Consider the following 17,078-nt stretch of genomic DNA (forward strand, 5'->3'; position numbering starts at 1 on the left):
AGCTGTTAAGAATGGATATTATTTGAACATAACTACGGTCAATGTCAGAAGAAATCCTCAGGCAGCAGATCCAGAACCTCAAAAGGCACAACGCCCGTCTTAAGAGAATTGCGCACGACTCGCGTAACAAGCTGAGTGCGGCTCTGGACGGGACGGGTTTGTGCTTATGGCAGCTCGATATCGCGAGCGGAAAGTTAATTATTTTTAACCGCCGATGGGGTTCCATGCTGGGTTATCAGCCCAAAGAACTTAGCGCTCATTTTGACGTGTGGCGGGAGCATCTTCATCCTGAAGATAAAGAAATGGTGCTGTCTGCGTTTTATAACCATCTCGAAGGCAAGACGCCATTCTACGAAGCGCTGCACCGGATGCAGGCCAAAAATGGCACTATTTCCTGGGTGCTTGATCGGGGTCGTGTGACGGAGTGGAGTGATGATGGGAAACCGCTGAAAGTGACCGGCACCCACATCGATATGACCAAAGAAAAGCAGTATGAACAGCAGCTTGCCACGCTGGCTAATCACGATCCGCTTACCGGGCTTGCCAACCGCTATGCGCTGCATGCGCAGTTCGATTTGCTCAAAAATCTCGGCTCGCTATCCGTGGCGTTTATCGATCTTGATGATTTCAAAAACGTGAATGATACGTTGGGGCATCGCAGCGGCGACGAGGTATTACTGCAACTCAGCCAGCGTCTGCGTGATGCCTGCCCGGCAGAAGTGACCATTGGCCGCATCGGAGGCGATGAATTTATCCTGCTGTTGCCGTGGACGCTGGATAATCAGGAAATTATGCGGATCGCCCTGCGCTGCCTGGATGCCGCGATTACTCCGTTTGAGCTGGGTAACGGGGCGGCAAAAGTCGGCGCTTCAATTGGCGTCAATGAATCCTGGGCCAGCGACAATTTCAGCGATGCGGTGATACGTGCCGACGAATCGATGTATCTGATTAAACGCACCGGTAAAAATGGCGTGGCGCTGGGGGCCAGAATTCTCATTCAAAGCTAAGCCAGATATTTATTAAACCAATCAATCGTGCGCTTCCACGACAGTTCCGCTGCGGCTTTGTCATAACGCGGTGTCGAATCGTTATGAAAACCGTGATTCACGCCGGGATAGATATAACCTTCGTAGACTTTATCGTTCGCTTTGAGCGCCGCTTCATACGCGGGCCAGCCCTCGTTGATGCGCGAATCCAGCTCACCAAAATGCAGCAATAATGGCGCTTTGATGCGTGGCACATCTTCGATTTTCGGCTGACGGCCATAGAACGGCACGGCAGCGGCGAGTTCCGGGTAAGCGACCGCCGCGGCATTCGCCACGCCGCCACCGTAACAAAAACCGGTGATGCCGACCTTGCCTGTCACCGCGTCGTGGTGCATCAAAAATTCGATAGCGGCGAAGAAATCATTCATCAATTTGGTGGGATCGACCTGCGATTGCAGCTCGCGACCTTTTTCGTCATTACCCGGATAACCGCCCACCGAGCTTAAACCGTCCGGTGCCAGCGCAATAAATCCGGCTTTGGCAACGCGTCGCGCCACATCTTCAATGTATGGATTCAGGCCACGGTTTTCATGCACCACCACCACGCCAGGCACTTTGCCCGCCGCTTTTGCCGGGCGCACCAGATAAGCCCGCACCTGCCCATGTCCCTGCGGGCTGGGGTATTCAATGTATTCCGCCACAATATCCGGGTCGGTAAATTCCACCTGCGTGGCGAAAGCGTAATTCGGCGTTAATAAGGTGCCAAGCGCCACCGCCGAAAGCCCGCCGACGACAAACTTGCCCGCGATATCGAGAAACTCACGTTTGCTGATTTTGCCATGAACGTAAAAATCGAAGTATTCGAGTAATTCAGGAGGGAAATCTTTCGCGGTAAGTCGTGTCATTTGCAGGCCCTTTATCGATAAAAGATGCGTAAATAATGGCCTGCATTTGAGGATTTTGCCTGGTCTAATTTAAGCGCGACTTAACCACGTTCACGCGCCAGATGCCGAAGCACACCAGCACTAACGCCAGCGCATAGCGCCATTCAAGAATGCTTTCTTGCAAGAAAATAGCCGACAATACCGCGCCCGACACCGGGATCAGGAAGTTAAATGGCGCAATCATGCCCACGCGATTGTGTTTCAAAAGCAGGCTCCACAGCGCGAACGCCACGGAAGATAACAGCGCTAAATAGCCAAGAATTGCCACCGATTCCCAGCCGTGGAACGTCAGTGTGCCACCGCTGGCATACCCGCCAATGGTCAGCACCAGGCCGCCTATCGCCAGTTGCCAGCCGGTCATAATGGTGGCGTCCATGGTCTGCGAAATCCGTTTACCATACAGCGACGCGGCAGAAAGAATAAACGCCGCCAGCACCACGAAACCATCGCCCATCAGGCTAAAGCTAAAATCCATCAGCTGACTGTTGAAGTTCACCACCATCACACCGGCAAAACCGAGCACGCAGCCCACCACTTTATTGATGCTGAGCTTGTCGTTCTGATAAATAAAGTGCGCGAGTAACACGCTAAAGAAGGTGCCGGTGGCGTTCATGATTGAACCTTTCACCCCGGTGGTATAGGCAAGGCCAATATAAAAGAAGATGTATTGAATCGCGGTTTGCGTCACGCCTAATAGCGCGAGTTGCGAAAACTGCTGGCGTGATAAACGCGCAACAGACTTGCCTTGCAGAGACGCAAACGCCAGCAACAGCAGGCCTGCTATCACAAACCGATAACCGGCAAAGACAATTTTCCCCGCCAGGTCATCCGTCGCTATCTGAAATATTTCATAGCCGTTTTTAATTGCCGGGTAAGCGCTACCCCATAACAGGCAACAAAAAGCGGCCCCCATCCATGCGATTTTCTTATTAGTAAACCGTGAAACGTTATTGCTCACGCCTCTTCCCTTAACCAAAATTAAACTGTCGTTTCAGAATCGACCATTATCCTTCAATAAAGAAAAATAGCGAGAGTGCCATCCACACTTTGCGCGGTGGATGGCACGACAGCCGTTTTAAGGTTTTGGAAGGTGCGAAGGACGCGCTTTCGGATGCACCGCAAAGTGCCCATCAGGTGCGTTATCGACTTTCACGTGGACCATCTCAGGCGCTTGTTTTTTATTGGCTTTATCGCGGAACAGATAAACATTAAACGGCAGGATAAACACCAGCACAAAGCAGACAACCAGCAAGCCGCCGTAAACATCGTGAGCATGTGCACCCGGCAAAGAACTCGGTGGAATAAACGAAACGACAAACGCCAACACCGAAACCACCAGGCCGGAACACGCCACCACCAGTTTGACTTTTTGGCCACCAGGGATCTGGAAAGCGCGTTTTTTATCACGTTGTTTACGCACCAGTTGAATGTATCCCAGGAACAACATCAGGTAACTGCACAGATAAATCACCACGGTGAGTGACAAGGCAATCAGGAACGACATATTGCTCCCCCCTCCAGTATTAGTGAGAACAATCAACGCAATAGTCGTAATGATTAACTGGGAAATAACCAGCGCGACCGGCACGCCATTTTTATTCACTTTGGCAAAACGCGCAGGCAGCAGCCCTTTTTGCGCCGTCACCAACATGCCGCGCGATGGGCCGACAATCCACGAAGCGATTTCCGCCAGCACGCCCAGCATTAACAGTGCGGCAACCACACGAATCGCCCATTCAAACCCTGGACCGTAATAACCAATCAGCGTGCTGAATGCTTGCATCACACCGGCAGAAAGATTGATTTCGTGTTCTGGGATCACTGCCGCAACGGAAAGCCCGCCCACGGAACTGAGCACGATGGCGGCAATCACCAGCAAGATCATCGCCAGTGGGTAATCGCGCGCCGGATTGGTCATTTCATTGACGTGAGTCGCCGAGGCTTCAACGCCCATGTAACTGAGCACGAACGCTACAAGCACCACTAACGTGCCAATCTGGGAAAAATCAGGGAAGAAGGTGTGCGCCGACATCTCAATCGCCAGCGGCTGGCCGTTATACAACCAGGCCACAGCCAGCGCGACCAGTACGACAGCCGGGAATAAAATCCCGAAGAAGAAACCGAGTTTTGCGATGCGGGCGGTGTAACGCGTGCCTTTAAATTGGGTGAGCGCCAGCCCCCACAAAATCAGCACTGCCGCCACGGTTCTGACCAGCGGGTCGGTATTCAGCGCAGGCCAGTTGAGAATGTAGGAAAGCGCGCCGAGCACAAAATAAAGCATCGGAATAAAGCCGATAGCGATTTGCAAATAGCTAAAGGAAATAGCCGCAAAACCCCAGCGTTCCCCTAGCGTATTGGAAACCCAGGCGAACAAACCGCCCTCTTCCCAGCCTTCAACCGTTGCCATTTCAGCCGCACACAGGCCAACGGGAATAAACCAAAACAGGCCGCCCATCAGCAGGAAGAAAATCAGGCTAAAGCCTGAGGTCGCAAAAGTCGGATATTCATAAACCGCCATCACCATCGAAGCGGTAATAGCAAAAAAGCCGAGCAAAGTGAGTTGCCGGGCTGGGGGATTGGTCGTTGTGGTGGACATAAATCTCTCCGCATCCGCAGGCAGCGTGGCCCACGGATGATGATTTGTGTGGGTCGGATAAGCGTTAGCGTCATCCGACATGAATCATGCGTGGTTAAAACCACCCGCTTCTTCAGCGGTCAACGAATGGGTGACGGGATTTTTTTCCAGCGCGTCGAGGGTGCGTTTCAGGTCAGCAATCAGCAATTCAGCCAGGTCAGTGCTCATGCCGTGGCGAACCAGGATGCGCTGCACTACTAAGTCTTCGCGATGGGTCGGCATTGAATAAGCAGGCACCTGCCAGCCACGGCTGCGCAAGCGATCGGCAAGATCATAAAGGGTATAACCGCAATTGCGATGTTCCGGTTTCAGCGCCCAGGTCAGTGCCGGAATACCCTTTTTGTGGCTGCCATCAAAAATGATTTCAAACGGACCAATGGCGGCAATTTCTCGGGCCAGGTACTGCGCGGTGTTGTAACAAGCCATATGAATTTTGCGGTAGCCTTCACAACCAAGACGCAGAAAGTTGTAATACTGCGCGACAATTTGCCCACCCGGACGCGAGAAGTTCAGCGCAAAGGTCGGCATATTGCCGCCGAGGTAATTCACGTTAAAGATGAGCTCCTCTGGCAGATCCTGTTTTTCACGCCATACCACCCAACCTGCACCCAGCGGGGCCAGGCCGAATTTGTGGCCGGATGCGTTGATAGATTTCACGCGTGGCAGACGGAAATCCCAGTCGATTTCAGGTGCGCAGAATGGAGCAAGGAAACCGCCGCTCGCCGCATCAACGTGCATTGGAATATCCAGCCCTGTGCGCTCAAACAAATCATCCAACGCATCATGAATCTCTTTCACCGGCTCGTACTGGCAAGTGAAGGTAATCCCCAGAGTCGGCACCACGCCGATGGTGTTTTCATCGATGTATTTCAGCGCTTCTTGCGCGGTCATCATCAGGCGATCGCCATCCAGCGGCACTTCGCGCAGCTCAACGTCAAAGTAGCGGGCGAATTTGTGCCAGCAAATCTGCACCGGGCCACACACCATATTTGGCTTGTCGGTTGATTTACCTTCCTGTTCACGACGTTTACGCCAACGCCATTTCAGCGCCAGGCCGCCTAGCATCGCCGCTTCGGAAGAACCAATTGTGGAGCAACCCAGGGTGTCGGTAGCCGCGGGTGAGTGCCACAAGTCGGCCAGCATGTTCACGCAGCGCTGTTCAATTTCAGCGGTTTGCGGATACTCGTCTTTATCAATCATATTTTTGTCGATGGACAAATCCATCAACTGACGAATTTCGTCATCCACCCAGGTCTGGCAAAACGTCGCCAGGTTTTGACGGGAGTTACCATCGAGCATCAATTCATCGTGGATAGCGTGAAATACATTACGCGGGTTACTTTCCTGCACCGGAAATGCGGTTTTTGGCAATGAAGTGGATAATTCCAAGGAAGCATAAACATCGTCATTATCATTTTCTACGGGCTGATTGAGCATAGTCATAGTTATTCCTTAATATAAATTAAATAATTCCAGTGATTATTGTGAATCTTTCATCGCCAATGTTTTTGGCTGGGCAAGAGAGAGTTTCTTACGCAGAGAAATAAAACCTCCAGCGCTGAAGATCATCTCCAGACCAATAAAGGCGGTGGTGAATAAATAAGATTGTTCAGTGTTGAGGCCAAGCCAGATGGCGGCAATCAACAGGTCGAAAACACCGATGAGCACGTTCCAGATGGCACCTGCCCGGCCACGCATAGTAAAGCCGGATACGATGCGTGAAGCCCCGCCGATAATGAACAAGCAGCAGAAGACAATCGACAAAGAGTTCATTCCTACCAGCGGGTTAGCGATGAAGCTGTAGCCCAGCAATAGCCAGGCTATCGCGAAGACAGCGCTAATCAATTTCGATTTCCAGTGCTGGGTGCGGAACACCAGCAGGCAATAAAGAGTATAAAACCCGAAAATCATAAACATCATGCCGGTTATATAAGCGAGATACATGCCAGCCATAAAGGGAAAAAGTAAGCAGCAGGCACCACAAATAAGCAGTAATATCGCCATGACCAAAGCATGCTTTTTATAATGAAGGCGAGAAACTTCACTCAACGCTTTCATTATATATTGGTTAAATATAAACATAACAACTCCGCCGTATAATTAATGATTGAAATGGTAGTGCTTGCCACCAGGCAGAGTAAATAAGAGTGGCGGGTCATTATTATACGCTGAGCCTGACATCTGTATTCGCTTTCCGACATTTGTAAGACTGCACCTGCATTATTCACCCGGCGCTCTGATTTTCATCGTGACAGTTATTTTTTATTCTGATGGCGTTCGGTGATAACCACCTGGTTTATTAAGGAGAAGAAAATGAAAAAATTAATTCTGGCAGGCATGATGGCAACGATGATGTGTTCCGCACCGGTTATGGCGGCAACTGCAAATACTGCGGTGCAAACTGCGGCAACCGCTCAGATACAAAAAGAAGCCACTGATGTGATGCAGATTGCCGTTCAGGGTGCAAATGCGATGCGTGATATTCAGCTTGCCCGTCTCGCGCTGTTCCATGGCGTTCCAGCCAGTGCCAAAAAGCTGACAGATGACGCCGCAACGCTTCTGAAAGACGACAGTACCGACTGGAAGAAATTCGTTAAAACCGACGCTAAAGCGAAGATGATTGACGACCAGTACGTGATGATTAACGCCACCGTTGCGCTGTCTGAAGACTATATCGCGACGCCAGAAAAAGAGAGCGCCATCAAATCTGCCAACTCAAAACTGGCTAAAGGCGACCAGAAAGGCGCGATTGATACACTGCGTCTGGCAGGGATTGGCGTGATGGAAGACCAGTATTTAATGCCGCTGAACCGGACCCGCAAAGCGGTGGCTACAGCGCAAAAAATGCTGGCTGATGGCAAATACTATGAAGCGAATCTGGTGCTGAAAAGCGCGGAAGACGGCATCGTGGTGGATAGCGAAATGTTTGCTGCCAGCAACTAAAATTATCGTGCTGGATGTCGGATGACGCTGCGCTTATCCGATCTACGATTTCGATTCCGGTTTCGTAGGGCAGATAAGCGCAAGCGTCATCCACCTATTTTTAATGGCTCATCAAGCTCTCAATCTCCAATTCAATTTCCCGCATCACTTCACGGATTTTCTCTAACGTTTGCTGGCGCTCCTCAAGAGGGAGTGAATCATGTCGGCGTGCTTCAAAAGGCTCGCACAGCGCCTGAAGAGCAGTGATTTCCAGTATTTGCGCCGAGCCATGCAAACGGTGTAACGCATGCAAAAATTTCTGCGGCTCATCCTGTTCGATGGAGCGCACGACCGCCTGCAAATCATTGGCAGAGGCTTCGCGGAAAGTTTCCAGAATTTCATTCATTAACTTCCTGTCACCACCCGTATTCTCGGTCAGAATACTGAGTTTTAAATGACGGGTGACGCCAGGCGACGAACGGCCAGTATCGAGTTTGCTCAACTCATGCGTCAGCGTTTGAACCGACACCGGTTTAAACAGGCACTCATCCATCCCGCTTTGCAGGCATTGCTCGCGCGATTGCGAAAGCGCGCTGGCGGTCAGCCCCCAAATTTGCAGGCGCTGATTCTGGCGGCGCAAAGATGCCGTCAATTCCAGGCCATCTTTCTTCGGCATATTGACGTCCGTTATCAACAAGTCATACGGCTTGTTGAGGATTTTCGCCTCCGCTTCTTCACCGTCACAGGCTTCATCCACGTTGTAGCCAATGGCGTTCAACTGGCGCTTGAGCAACAGACGGTTAGTCGGATTATCGTCCGCAATCAGAATCGACAAACGCGGCAGGGGCGATAGCGCTGCGGGATTATCACGCGTCGGCGTCAGCGTTTGGCGCCCGGTTTCAACAGCCATCGTTATCGTAAAAGTGGTGCCCTGCGACTGGCGGCTACTCAACTCAAGGGTGCCGCCCATCAGCGTCACCAGCTCTTTGCAGATAACCAGCCCTAAGCCCGAGCCGGTTTGTTCGCGCCCCTGGCGGGCCTGCGCATAACGGTGGAACAGCATCTCCTGTTCTTCCGGGCTAATGCCGCAGCCGGTATCACTCACCGTGACAACCAGCGTACCGTGTTTTTCATCTTCAGGAATCAGGCGGGCCGAAACCTGGATATGCCCTTTTTCGGTAAACTTCAGCGCATTTCCCACCAGGTTCGTGAGTATTTGCCGCAATGCCTGTGGGTCAACCAACACCCGCTGGTCGGCAGCCAGGTGGCTGATGCAACGCAGCGCAATCCCTTTTTGCCGGGCAAGCGCATCGAACGAATGGCACTGCAAGTCGATCAGTTGCGATAAATCCGTCCATTGCGGAGCAATTTGATATTTACCAGACTCAATCTTGTCGACATCCAGAATCTTACCAATCAGCCCCAGCAATGATTGCGCCGTCGCTCCCGCCAACGCTATCGCCTCCTTACGCTGGCTGGCACTGAGATCTGACCCGGATAGCAACTCTAAAAAACCGACTATTGAACTCACCGGCGTGCGCAGTTCATGGCTCATGCTCGCCAGGAAGCGGCTTTTCGCTTTAGTCGCCTGAATGGCTTTATCTTTTTCCGCTTCTAACTCGTGAGAAAGTGCCTCTTTGAGATAAAGCTGTTCTTCAAGTTCACGCTGGGATTGTTTTCTTTTACGCACTTCTCGCGACAGCGACAGCCCCCAGGCGAGGCTGATGGCAATCAACACCAACGCGAAAATCACCAGTTGATAGAACTGCTTGCTGTACAGGCTCCAGGTATCGATTTGCACGCTGGATATTTTCGACCACTTCTCCGTCATTTGTAGAATGTCGCGCGGAGGAATCGCCTGTAGCGCCTTACCCAAAATAGACTTGAGTTCTGGTTCGTCACGCGCCATCGCAAAACTCAGCGACGCACTCGGCATGCCCGGCAACCGCATGTAGTGCATGTTCTGCGGGTAGTAATGGTCAATCATGTAACGTGCTGAAAGCTCGGTAGTGATCGCGGCGTCAACCTCGCCCTCCTCCACCATTCCCATCGCCACGCTGACATTGTCCGTTTCAACCCAGGTCGCCTGCGGGAACCGTTTCCTTAAGTCACGCGTCAAAATTTGCCCTGCGGCCACGGCAATACGCTGCGGTTTTGAAAGCAGCAGACTGGCGTTTTCGCGGTGTGCAGTCACCAGCACAAACGAGACATTCATCAGCGGGTCGCTAAACGAGATAAAGCGCTGCGGCTCACTGCTGAGCGTGGCAGCGGGAATCATATCCCATTGACCCGGTTTCATTTTCTCCGTCATTTCGCGGTTGGAATTGACGATGATCGGTTGAAACTCAAGGCCGGTTTGCAACTGAATAATATTGAGTAAATCCGCCATAATGCCGCGCAATTCACCGTCGCTATCGACCAGCGTAAACGGCGGGTAGTTTGGGTTAATCAACACCCGGACTTTAGGGTGCTTTTTAAGCCACTCCTCCTCTTCACGGCTAAAAGGGATCGGCGAATTAAGATAGGAGAGATTGCCGCGATTCAACCAGTTCTGCATCACCCGCATATGCGTTTCGTTACTGATAGAAATAATGAAACGCTCAAGGATATTTCGCAACAGCGGTTGATTTTGGCTGGTGACAAAATAGTTATATTGCTCCTGCTTATTAAAGTAGTGAGTAATAACCAGCGATTGTGAGAAATATTTCGAGATGCAATTTCCGGTGGTGACATTGTTGCCAATAAAATATTGGTTAACCCCGGACATGACCGATGACAGCGCCTGATAATCACTGTCGTAAAAGGTAATTTTTGCGTTCGGGAAAGCCACTTTAATCACATCGAGAAACGAACAACCGCGCACACAAGCCAGCGTCACTTCTTTGTGACTCTTGAGCGGCAGCAGCGTGTTTTTGAGCGACGTGACCAGCGTCGGCCAGGTCTTTATCAGCGCGGAAGTGCGCAGCAAATGGCTGCCAACCTCTTCACGGTCGGAGAGTTGAGTCAGCAAAGTGTCGACTTCATTTCGCGATAGCGCAGCCAACGCTTCTTGTTCGTTATCATATTGTTTGATAGCGATTTTAGTGTTGATATTTTTTTGCAGCAACGCGAGGTAATCCGCATTCACGCCCTGGTAAAGTTCGCCACCGCTTTCGTAATCAATAGGCGAGACTTCCGGCAGCCAGGTGCCGACAGTTAAGGTGTTTTTATGCGCCAGCCAACGCGTTTCTTCAGCGTTTAAACGGACATCCAGTTGCGCCGGATGATAATTACTTTTCAGCTCAATGGAATGCGTCGCCGCCGGAACCGAAAATATACTTAAGCAAAACAGTGCTACCAGATAAATAGATAAACCAGATCGCATCGTATCACCCTATTTTATTTCTTTGCGCGTAGTCGTAAAGTTCCATTAATGAAGAACAATCTAACTTTTCCATTAAGCGGCTTTTATAGGTGCTCACGGTTTTATTACTGATATTCATTTTGCTGGCAATGGTGGTGTAATCAATGCCATTGAGGATATAGCGTAATACCTTCATCTCCTGGGTAGATAAGGTATCCAGTTTATCCTGCTCGGTGAGGGTCGAACCGCTAAAGCGTTCGAGAGAGAAAGGAAAATAGCTGTAGCCATTTTTTGCAGCCTCAATAGCCGCGAGGATATTGTTCATCCCCTCTTTTTTGCTCACAAATCCATTGGCACCAAATTCGGCGCTACGTTTACCGTAGAACAGTTCATTTTTGGCAGAGATGATAATAATAATGCCGATATAGTGCCGCTTTCGTAATTGCTCCAGCACTTCGATACCGCTAAGGCCAGGGATATCGACGTCAATAATCAGCAGCTCAGGTTTGATTCTTTCTACGGTTTGCACCACCTGCTCACCGCTGTCCAGCTCGGTGGTGACAGTGATGCCATTGGTGTCCAGCAAATTGCGAATGGCTATCCGCGCCAATGGGTGATCGTCAACGATTATCGCGTTCATTGCGTTAAAACATCCTGGTATGAAAAGGAATAATAGGAAAGCCGGAAAAACAGATGTGGTTGTTATATTATTATTTTTAGCGGAGATTCTGGAGCGGAATGAATTTTAGCATAACTGCCAGAGGTGTTCTTAAATATTTACACCTTGCAAGGAAAATGGCAAAAATTGATTTCGATCATATTTAAATAATCTATTTGGACTACATGCGTAGGATGGGGATTTCAATTATTAGGGTGGGATCTTAATTGATATTTGAATATTGTTTTGGAAAACAACCCTCTCCCGCGAGAGAGGGTTATATACCCTAAATAATTCGAGTTACAGGAAGGCGGCGACGCAGGGAGTCCCCAGGAGCTTACTTGAGTAAGTGACTGGGGTGAGCGAGGAAAACCAACGCACATGCAACTTGAAGTATGACGGGTATAACTCAATCTTAATTACGTCCCGCCATCACACCACCATCTACATCCCACAACGCGCCTGTCACCCAGCCCGCTTTATCAGAAAGCAAAAATCCTACGGTTTCAGCCACATCGCGCGGGGTGCCAACTCGGCCAATTGGGTGGAAACTGTTAAAGCTGTCCATGACGCCGTGGACTTCTCCTTTCGGAATAAAGCCTTCATAAATAGGCGTTTGTACAACCGCTGGCGATACCGCATTCACACGAATGCCATTGCCGCCCAACTCAATCGCCATGTTTTTGGTCAGCGCATGCAAGCCTGCTTTTGCCATGGAGTAGGCAGAAGACGGTGTCGCACCAATCGCCTGCTGCGCCCACATCGAACCGATGTTCACGATGGAGCCTTTAATCCCTGCGGCCACCATGTTTTTCACCACATCCCGGGTGATGAAGAACGTCGCGCGGTTAATGTTCATATACATGTCGTAATCGGCTTCTTCATGCTCGGTGAAGGCTTTCGGGAAGAACACACCGGCGGCATTCACCAGCAGGTCGATATCTTTATGTTCAGCATTCACCGCCGCCATCACGTGTTTCATACCTTCTGTTGTCATCAGATTTGCGGTAATGGTCGCAACTTCACCTAACGGGGCGAGTGCTGCACGCGCCTCATCCGCTTTTTCCTGGCGATTGCCCACTAACACCACGCTGCCGCCCTGCTCCAGAACCAGACGCGCCGTTTCCAGGCCCATGCCGCTTGTGCCACCAACAACCAAAAGTTTTTTACCTGCAAATACGTTGCTCATGATTTTCTCCACAATAATTTCTTTGTCAGTTAATACAGAGAAGACGCTGTTTCTCTGTCGATGAGCAAAGAATGCCAGTTACTCTCGACTCTCACGAACCATAAGAACTACACTTGTGAGATAGAAAATCTATCTCACAAAATGCAAAGAGATCGGAATGCGTACTCTGAATCGACTCAAGTGGCTGCAAGCTTTTGAAGCCACCGCGCGCCATGGGAGTTTTACTGGTGCAGCAAATGAACTGGGCGTGACGCCCGCAGCAGTGGGCCAACTGGTGCGCGCACTCGAAGATTGGGTTGGACACCCGTTGCTTAACCGCAGTCGCTCGGGCAACGAACGTTTGACGCTTATTCATGAAGCACAGGAAGCGCTCGACGATATTTCCCTTGGGCTGGATAAACTGGAAAGCGGGCTTAAAAAACTACGTGGGCGCAAAGCCCGATCGATGCTGGTGATTACGGCTTCGCAAGTGCTGGTGATGAACTGGCTCATGCCACGTCTGAATCGTTTTTCGGAACGTTATGAAGCGATAGATGTGCGCCTGGATGTCGCCGACCGGCTTATCGATCTCACACATGGCGAGGCGGATGTGGGGATTCGGTGTGGACCCGGCAACTGGAAAGGATTAGTCGCTGACTGGATGATGGACGAAGAAGTGGTGATGATTTGCAGCCCGGCGTTGCTGCCCGCCGAAGGCAGCGCGAGTACGGCCTGGCTTGCGCATCAAAAGCTGATTCAGGATGATACGCCGCATCCTGGCGCTAACTTCCCGAGCTGGGAAAACGTGCTGATGCACATCGGGCTGGACACCCTGTTCCAGACTCGCCAGCACATTAACTCCACTGCCACGGTCATTCAGGCGGTGTTAAACGGACGCGGAGTGGCGCTGGTTCGCAAGGCGCTGGTGCAGCAAGATTTGGATATAGGTCGCCTGGTGCAACTGTTTCCGGAGCACCGTTGGCCAATCGACTGGTCATATTTTGTGGTGTGTTCCGCAGCGGTGTTGCAGCGGCCAGAAGTGAAAGCCTTTCACGACTGGCTGCTGCAAGAAGTCAGAGAAGAAGTTAATTAACCTTATGCATCAGCCAGTTGCTTCGCTTTCTCTTCTTCTTGTTGCTGCTGCTGCTGAGTTTCCAGCATCTTTTTCTCGTATACCTTAAAGAACGGGTAATAAATCGCCAGAGAAATAAAGAAGCAGATAAACACCAGCCCGCAGGCAATCAGGTTCCAGTTGGTGGTAATCAGCGCACCGAGCGGGGCTGGAATGGTAAACGGCGGTTTAACCATCATGCGCGGAATAAGCCCGGTGATGGTAAACAGATACACCACCACGGTATTCACCATCGGTGCCAGAATAAACGGCACCGCCAGAATCGGGTTCATCACTATCGGTGCACCAAATATCATTGGCTCATTGATATTAAATAACCCTGGAATAAACGATAGTTTCCCCAGCTGTTTCAGATATATCGCTTTAGAACGAATAAACAGCACCACTAACGCCAGTGTGGACCCAGTCCCGCCCATCTGCGCATACCACTGGAAGAATTGCTCGGTGAAGATATTCGGCAGCTCATAAGCACTGGTTCCGGCCTGGAACATCTCCATATTCTGCACAATCGCCTGATCCCAAAGCGGACGAATCAGCGGCCCCATCACTGCGTGACCGTGGATACCAAACACCCAGAACAGGTCAATAAAGAATTGAGTCACAATACCGCCAAACAGATTCGTGCCGGTCATAAACCCTTTGAGCGGCATAATAATGAAGCTGATGATGGCGTTAATATCGATATTAAAGAAGTGACGCGGGATCCAGAAAACCAACACCACGGCGAGCGTCGGGAACAACGCTGAGAACGAGCTGGCTACAACCGGCGGCACGCCTTCCGGCATTTTAATTTCTATATTTCTGACTTTTATAAAGCGATAAATCTCGATGGCGATTAACGATGAAATAATTGCGCCAAATAACCCCTGGGAACTTAGCGATGTGATTGGAATATAACGCCCCGACACCACATCTCCGGCAACAGTAACCCCTTGTTTAATGTTGACGGGCACAATCATGAGCAGGGTCGCCAGCATCGCTAATAGCCCGCTGGTTATATCATTGAGCTTATAACTTTTCCCGAGGAACGAGCCGATGGTAAAGGCGGCGTACAGCGACATCAGCCCGACGGTGAAGCGAAAGGGAACATCCAGCATATCGCGCCATGGCGCGATAAAGTCCATATACCCTTTGATCGGAATATTGAGCAAAATAACGAAAAATGAACCCACAATTGTCAGCGGCAAAATAGAAATCAGCCCGTTGCGGATTGCCTGCATATGACGCTGATTTCCGATGGCATTCGCCACCGGGAGCATCTTTTCAGCCAGTCTTTCAAAGTAAGACATCTTATGCCCTCTCGAAGCCATTATTTTCAATTACCGAACGGAACCAAAGCCCTGACTTTTTCAATGAGCGGTGCTGAGTTTCTAAATCCAGGCGGTAAAAACCGTAGCGGTTTTTATAGGCATTTTGCCATGACCAGCAGTCGATAAACGTCCACATTTGATAGCCCAGGCAGTTGCTGCCATCCGCCATCGCTTTATGTAAATAGCTCAGATGTTCCTGAAGGAATTCAATCCGATAATCATCCTGAACCTGGCCGTTAACCATGAACTGTTCTTCATCAGAAATACCGATTCCGTTTTCAGAAACAAACCAAGGTAAATTGCCGTAACGCTCCTTCACCACCATCGCAATGTCATAAAGCGCAGCGGGATAAATCTCAATGCCACGAGATGTATTCATCCTGCGACCCGGCATGATGTATTCTTCAAAAAAACGTTCCGGCACAAAACCATGCGGTTCTTCGAGTAGCGTTTCACGTGCTTTGACGCGGCGAGGGCGGTAGTAATTTATTCCCAGTAAATCAATTTTGGTGCTGGCAATAAGCTCGCAGTCACCCGGTAAACTCTGCGGTAGCTGATCGTGTTCTTTCAGCAGCGCTATCAGTTCGTCGGGATATCGCCCCAGCAAAATAGGTTCGTTAATACTGCGGGTATAAAACAAGTCTGCCATTTCAGCGGCGTGTAAATCCTCCGGTGAATCACTGCGCGGATAGACCGGAATAACATCCATGATAATGCCGATTTTTCCCGGCAAATTCATACGTCGCCAGGCCGCAACGGCTTTGCAGTGCGCCAGTACAATATGATGGAGCACCTGAGCTGCGCGACGGAAATTGGTCACATACGGATAATGACGCGGATGCAAATATCCTGCTTCTGCCGGGATAAGCGGCTCATTAAACGTGAACCAATAACGGACGCGATCGCCAAATAGGTCGAAGCATATTTCTGCATATCGGGCGAACGCCTCCACGACTTCGCGGTTTTCAAATCCACCTTTTTCCTGAAGCGCCATCGGCATATCAAAATGATACAGGTTGATAAACGGCTCAATCCCCTGGTCATGCAGTTCGTTAATGACTGAATTGTAAAAATCGACTGCCTGCGGGTTAATTTCCCCATCACCATCAGGGATTAATCGTGACCAGGAAATAGAGGTGCGAAACGAGTTCAGACCGATATTTTTGGCAAGCTGAATATCTTCCTGATAATTCTGGTAAAAGGTCGAGGTGTCATCGGCAGTTACGCCATTATGAAATCGCTGATTAAAATGGTGCGAGGCATAATCCCAGATATTCTCCCCTTTACCATCACCGGATTTATGCCCTTCGGATTGTGTTGCACTGGTAGCGGTTCCCCACCAGAAATTATCAGGAAATTCGTAATTCATAGCCTGCCCTTATTGTGGGTTATTCAGTAAAGACAGGGCGTGATCCAGCACTTTGTCACCTTGCATAGAGCCATACTGCATCATATCAATGGCTGCAACAGGGACGCCGTGCGAAGCGGCAGCGGTGGATAAACTCTTCAGTTGAAATTTCACCTGCGGACCCAGCAAAATGACATCTGCTTCGGTGATGATTTGGTCAAAATCAGAAACCGGCACCGCCGTAATTTCAACGGTAATATCGCGTTGAGTAGCGGACTGCTTCATTTTTTCCACTAACATGCTGGTAGACATTCCGGCTGCACAGCATAAAAAGATCTTCTTCATCATATCCCCTTTTGTAATAAGTCTTGTTCTGCACGACACGCGTTAAATTAGATTCTGCGGCGAGCCGTAAAAAGCAGCAAGAGAGGCGCCACACAGAATGAATTTTAACAATTGGTACTTTTCAGGTAGATGATGGTACTTCTTAATTTTTAGGTATGATAAACAGTAAGATAGAGGTGTTACTTCCCTCGCAAATATTATTCATATTTGCGAGGGTATGGGATTATTCTCTAATGGGGATTATTTCAAGAAAAAATCATGGTTTGTAAACCTTTTGGCCCAACAGA

14 protein-coding genes are annotated in these 17,078 nt (G+C 50.0%); 3 read left to right on the forward strand and 11 right to left on the reverse strand.

Annotated features, from left to right (window positions below):
* Positions 1–41 precede the first annotated feature (41 nt).
* Positions 42–1,007: a GGDEF domain-containing protein gene (locus DY231_RS21365; RefSeq protein WP_115631430.1), complete on the forward strand. Its 966-nt coding sequence runs from the start codon at positions 42–44 to the stop codon at positions 1,005–1,007.
* Here DY231_RS21365 and yghX read toward each other — a convergent pair.
* The 5 genes from yghX to DY231_RS21390 all read right to left on the reverse strand — a co-directional run bounded on the left by yghX (position 1,004) and on the right by DY231_RS21390 (position 6,647).
* Positions 1,004–1,891, reverse strand: coding sequence for a YghX family hydrolase (gene yghX / locus DY231_RS21370; protein ID WP_115631432.1), 888 nt, complete (start codon positions 1,889–1,891; stop codon positions 1,004–1,006). The genes DY231_RS21365 and yghX overlap by 4 nt on opposite strands.
* Before the next feature lie 64 nt (positions 1,892–1,955).
* Entirely contained in the window at positions 1,956–2,843 is an 888-nt protein-coding gene (locus tag DY231_RS21375; protein ID WP_115631434.1) for a DMT family transporter, read from the reverse strand.
* 162 nt (positions 2,844–3,005) lie between these two features.
* Positions 3,006–4,526, reverse strand: coding sequence for a glutamate/gamma-aminobutyrate antiporter (gene gadC / locus DY231_RS21380; RefSeq protein ID WP_115631436.1), 1,521 nt, complete (start codon positions 4,524–4,526; stop codon positions 3,006–3,008).
* An 84-nt stretch (positions 4,527–4,610) separates the two neighbouring features.
* Positions 4,611–6,002, reverse strand: a complete 1,392-nt coding sequence (gene gad, locus DY231_RS21385; protein ID WP_115631919.1) for a glutamate decarboxylase — start codon at positions 6,000–6,002, stop codon at positions 4,611–4,613.
* 42 nt (positions 6,003–6,044) lie between these two features.
* A complete protein-coding gene (locus DY231_RS21390; protein WP_115631438.1) occupies positions 6,045–6,647 on the reverse strand; it encodes a DUF308 domain-containing protein in 603 nt (200 codons plus the stop codon).
* A gap of 231 nt (positions 6,648–6,878) precedes the next feature.
* On the opposite strand from DY231_RS21390, the gene DY231_RS21395 reads away from it, so the two are divergent.
* A complete protein-coding gene (locus tag DY231_RS21395; protein WP_115631440.1) occupies positions 6,879–7,508 on the forward strand; it encodes a YfdX family protein in 630 nt (209 codons plus the stop codon).
* Positions 7,509–7,608: 100 nt separating this feature from the next.
* Here the strand turns inward: DY231_RS21395 and DY231_RS21400 are convergent, their stop codons facing one another.
* The 3 genes from DY231_RS21400 to DY231_RS21410 form a co-directional block, all read right to left on the reverse strand.
* Positions 7,609–10,851, reverse strand: a complete 3,243-nt coding sequence (locus DY231_RS21400) for an ATP-binding protein (RefSeq protein WP_115631442.1) — start codon at positions 10,849–10,851, stop codon at positions 7,609–7,611.
* A 4-nt stretch (positions 10,852–10,855) separates the two neighbouring features.
* Entirely contained in the window at positions 10,856–11,470 is a 615-nt protein-coding gene (gene evgA, locus DY231_RS21405; protein ID WP_115631444.1) for an acid-sensing system DNA-binding response regulator EvgA, read from the reverse strand.
* Between the two features lie 433 nt (positions 11,471–11,903).
* Complete coding sequence (locus DY231_RS21410; protein ID WP_115631446.1) at positions 11,904–12,677, reverse strand: SDR family NAD(P)-dependent oxidoreductase; 774 nt, start codon at positions 12,675–12,677, stop codon at positions 11,904–11,906.
* A gap of 157 nt (positions 12,678–12,834) precedes the next feature.
* Between DY231_RS21410 and DY231_RS21415 the strand changes: the two genes are divergently transcribed.
* Complete coding sequence (locus DY231_RS21415) at positions 12,835–13,749, forward strand: LysR substrate-binding domain-containing protein (RefSeq protein WP_115631448.1); 915 nt, start codon at positions 12,835–12,837, stop codon at positions 13,747–13,749.
* A 2-nt stretch (positions 13,750–13,751) separates the two neighbouring features.
* Here DY231_RS21415 and DY231_RS21420 read toward each other — a convergent pair whose 3' ends face one another.
* Genes DY231_RS21420 through DY231_RS21430 form a run of 3 tightly spaced genes read right to left on the reverse strand, consistent with a single transcriptional unit; the run spans position 13,752 to position 16,791 of the window.
* Complete coding sequence (locus DY231_RS21420; RefSeq protein ID WP_115631450.1) at positions 13,752–15,077, reverse strand: PTS sugar transporter subunit IIC; 1,326 nt, start codon at positions 15,075–15,077, stop codon at positions 13,752–13,754.
* 1 nt (position 15,078) lies between these two features.
* Positions 15,079–16,467, reverse strand: coding sequence for a glycoside hydrolase family 1 protein (locus DY231_RS21425; protein WP_115631452.1), 1,389 nt, complete (start codon positions 16,465–16,467; stop codon positions 15,079–15,081).
* A 9-nt stretch (positions 16,468–16,476) separates the two neighbouring features.
* Complete coding sequence (locus tag DY231_RS21430; RefSeq protein ID WP_115631454.1) at positions 16,477–16,791, reverse strand: PTS sugar transporter subunit IIB; 315 nt, start codon at positions 16,789–16,791, stop codon at positions 16,477–16,479.
* Between the last annotated feature and the right edge of the window lie 287 nt (positions 16,792–17,078).

The organism is Buttiauxella agrestis (genome assembly GCF_900446255.1).
GTDB lineage: Bacteria > Pseudomonadota > Gammaproteobacteria > Enterobacterales > Enterobacteriaceae > Buttiauxella > Buttiauxella agrestis.

Excerpts from the sequence above, each read along its gene's own strand:
- yghX (WP_115631432.1), bottom strand. The coding sequence starts at position 1,891 with ATGACACGACTTACCGCGAAAGATTTCCCTCCTGAATTACTCGAATAC.
- DY231_RS21375 (WP_115631434.1), bottom strand. The coding sequence starts at position 2,843 with ATGGGGGCCGCTTTTTGTTGCCTGTTATGGGGTAGCGCTTACCCGGCA.
- DY231_RS21420 (WP_115631450.1), bottom strand. The coding sequence starts at position 15,077 with ATGTCTTACTTTGAAAGACTGGCTGAAAAGATGCTCCCGGTGGCGAAT.
- DY231_RS21395 (WP_115631440.1), top strand. The coding sequence starts at position 6,879 with ATGAAAAAATTAATTCTGGCAGGCATGATGGCAACGATGATGTGTTCC.
- DY231_RS21410 (WP_115631446.1), bottom strand. The coding sequence starts at position 12,677 with ATGAGCAACGTATTTGCAGGTAAAAAACTTTTGGTTGTTGGTGGCACA.
- DY231_RS21390 (WP_115631438.1), bottom strand. The coding sequence starts at position 6,647 with ATGTTTATATTTAACCAATATATAATGAAAGCGTTGAGTGAAGTTTCT.
- gadC (WP_115631436.1), bottom strand. The coding sequence starts at position 4,526 with ATGTCCACCACAACGACCAATCCCCCAGCCCGGCAACTCACTTTGCTC.
- evgA (WP_115631444.1), bottom strand. The coding sequence starts at position 11,470 with ATGAACGCGATAATCGTTGACGATCACCCATTGGCGCGGATAGCCATT.
- gad (WP_115631919.1), bottom strand. The coding sequence starts at position 6,002 with ATGCTCAATCAGCCCGTAGAAAATGATAATGACGATGTTTATGCTTCC.
- DY231_RS21365 (WP_115631430.1), top strand. The coding sequence starts at position 42 with ATGTCAGAAGAAATCCTCAGGCAGCAGATCCAGAACCTCAAAAGGCAC.
- DY231_RS21415 (WP_115631448.1), top strand. The coding sequence starts at position 12,835 with ATGCGTACTCTGAATCGACTCAAGTGGCTGCAAGCTTTTGAAGCCACC.
- DY231_RS21430 (WP_115631454.1), bottom strand. The coding sequence starts at position 16,791 with ATGAAGAAGATCTTTTTATGCTGTGCAGCCGGAATGTCTACCAGCATG.
- DY231_RS21425 (WP_115631452.1), bottom strand. The coding sequence starts at position 16,467 with ATGAATTACGAATTTCCTGATAATTTCTGGTGGGGAACCGCTACCAGT.
- DY231_RS21400 (WP_115631442.1), bottom strand. The coding sequence starts at position 10,851 with ATGCGATCTGGTTTATCTATTTATCTGGTAGCACTGTTTTGCTTAAGT.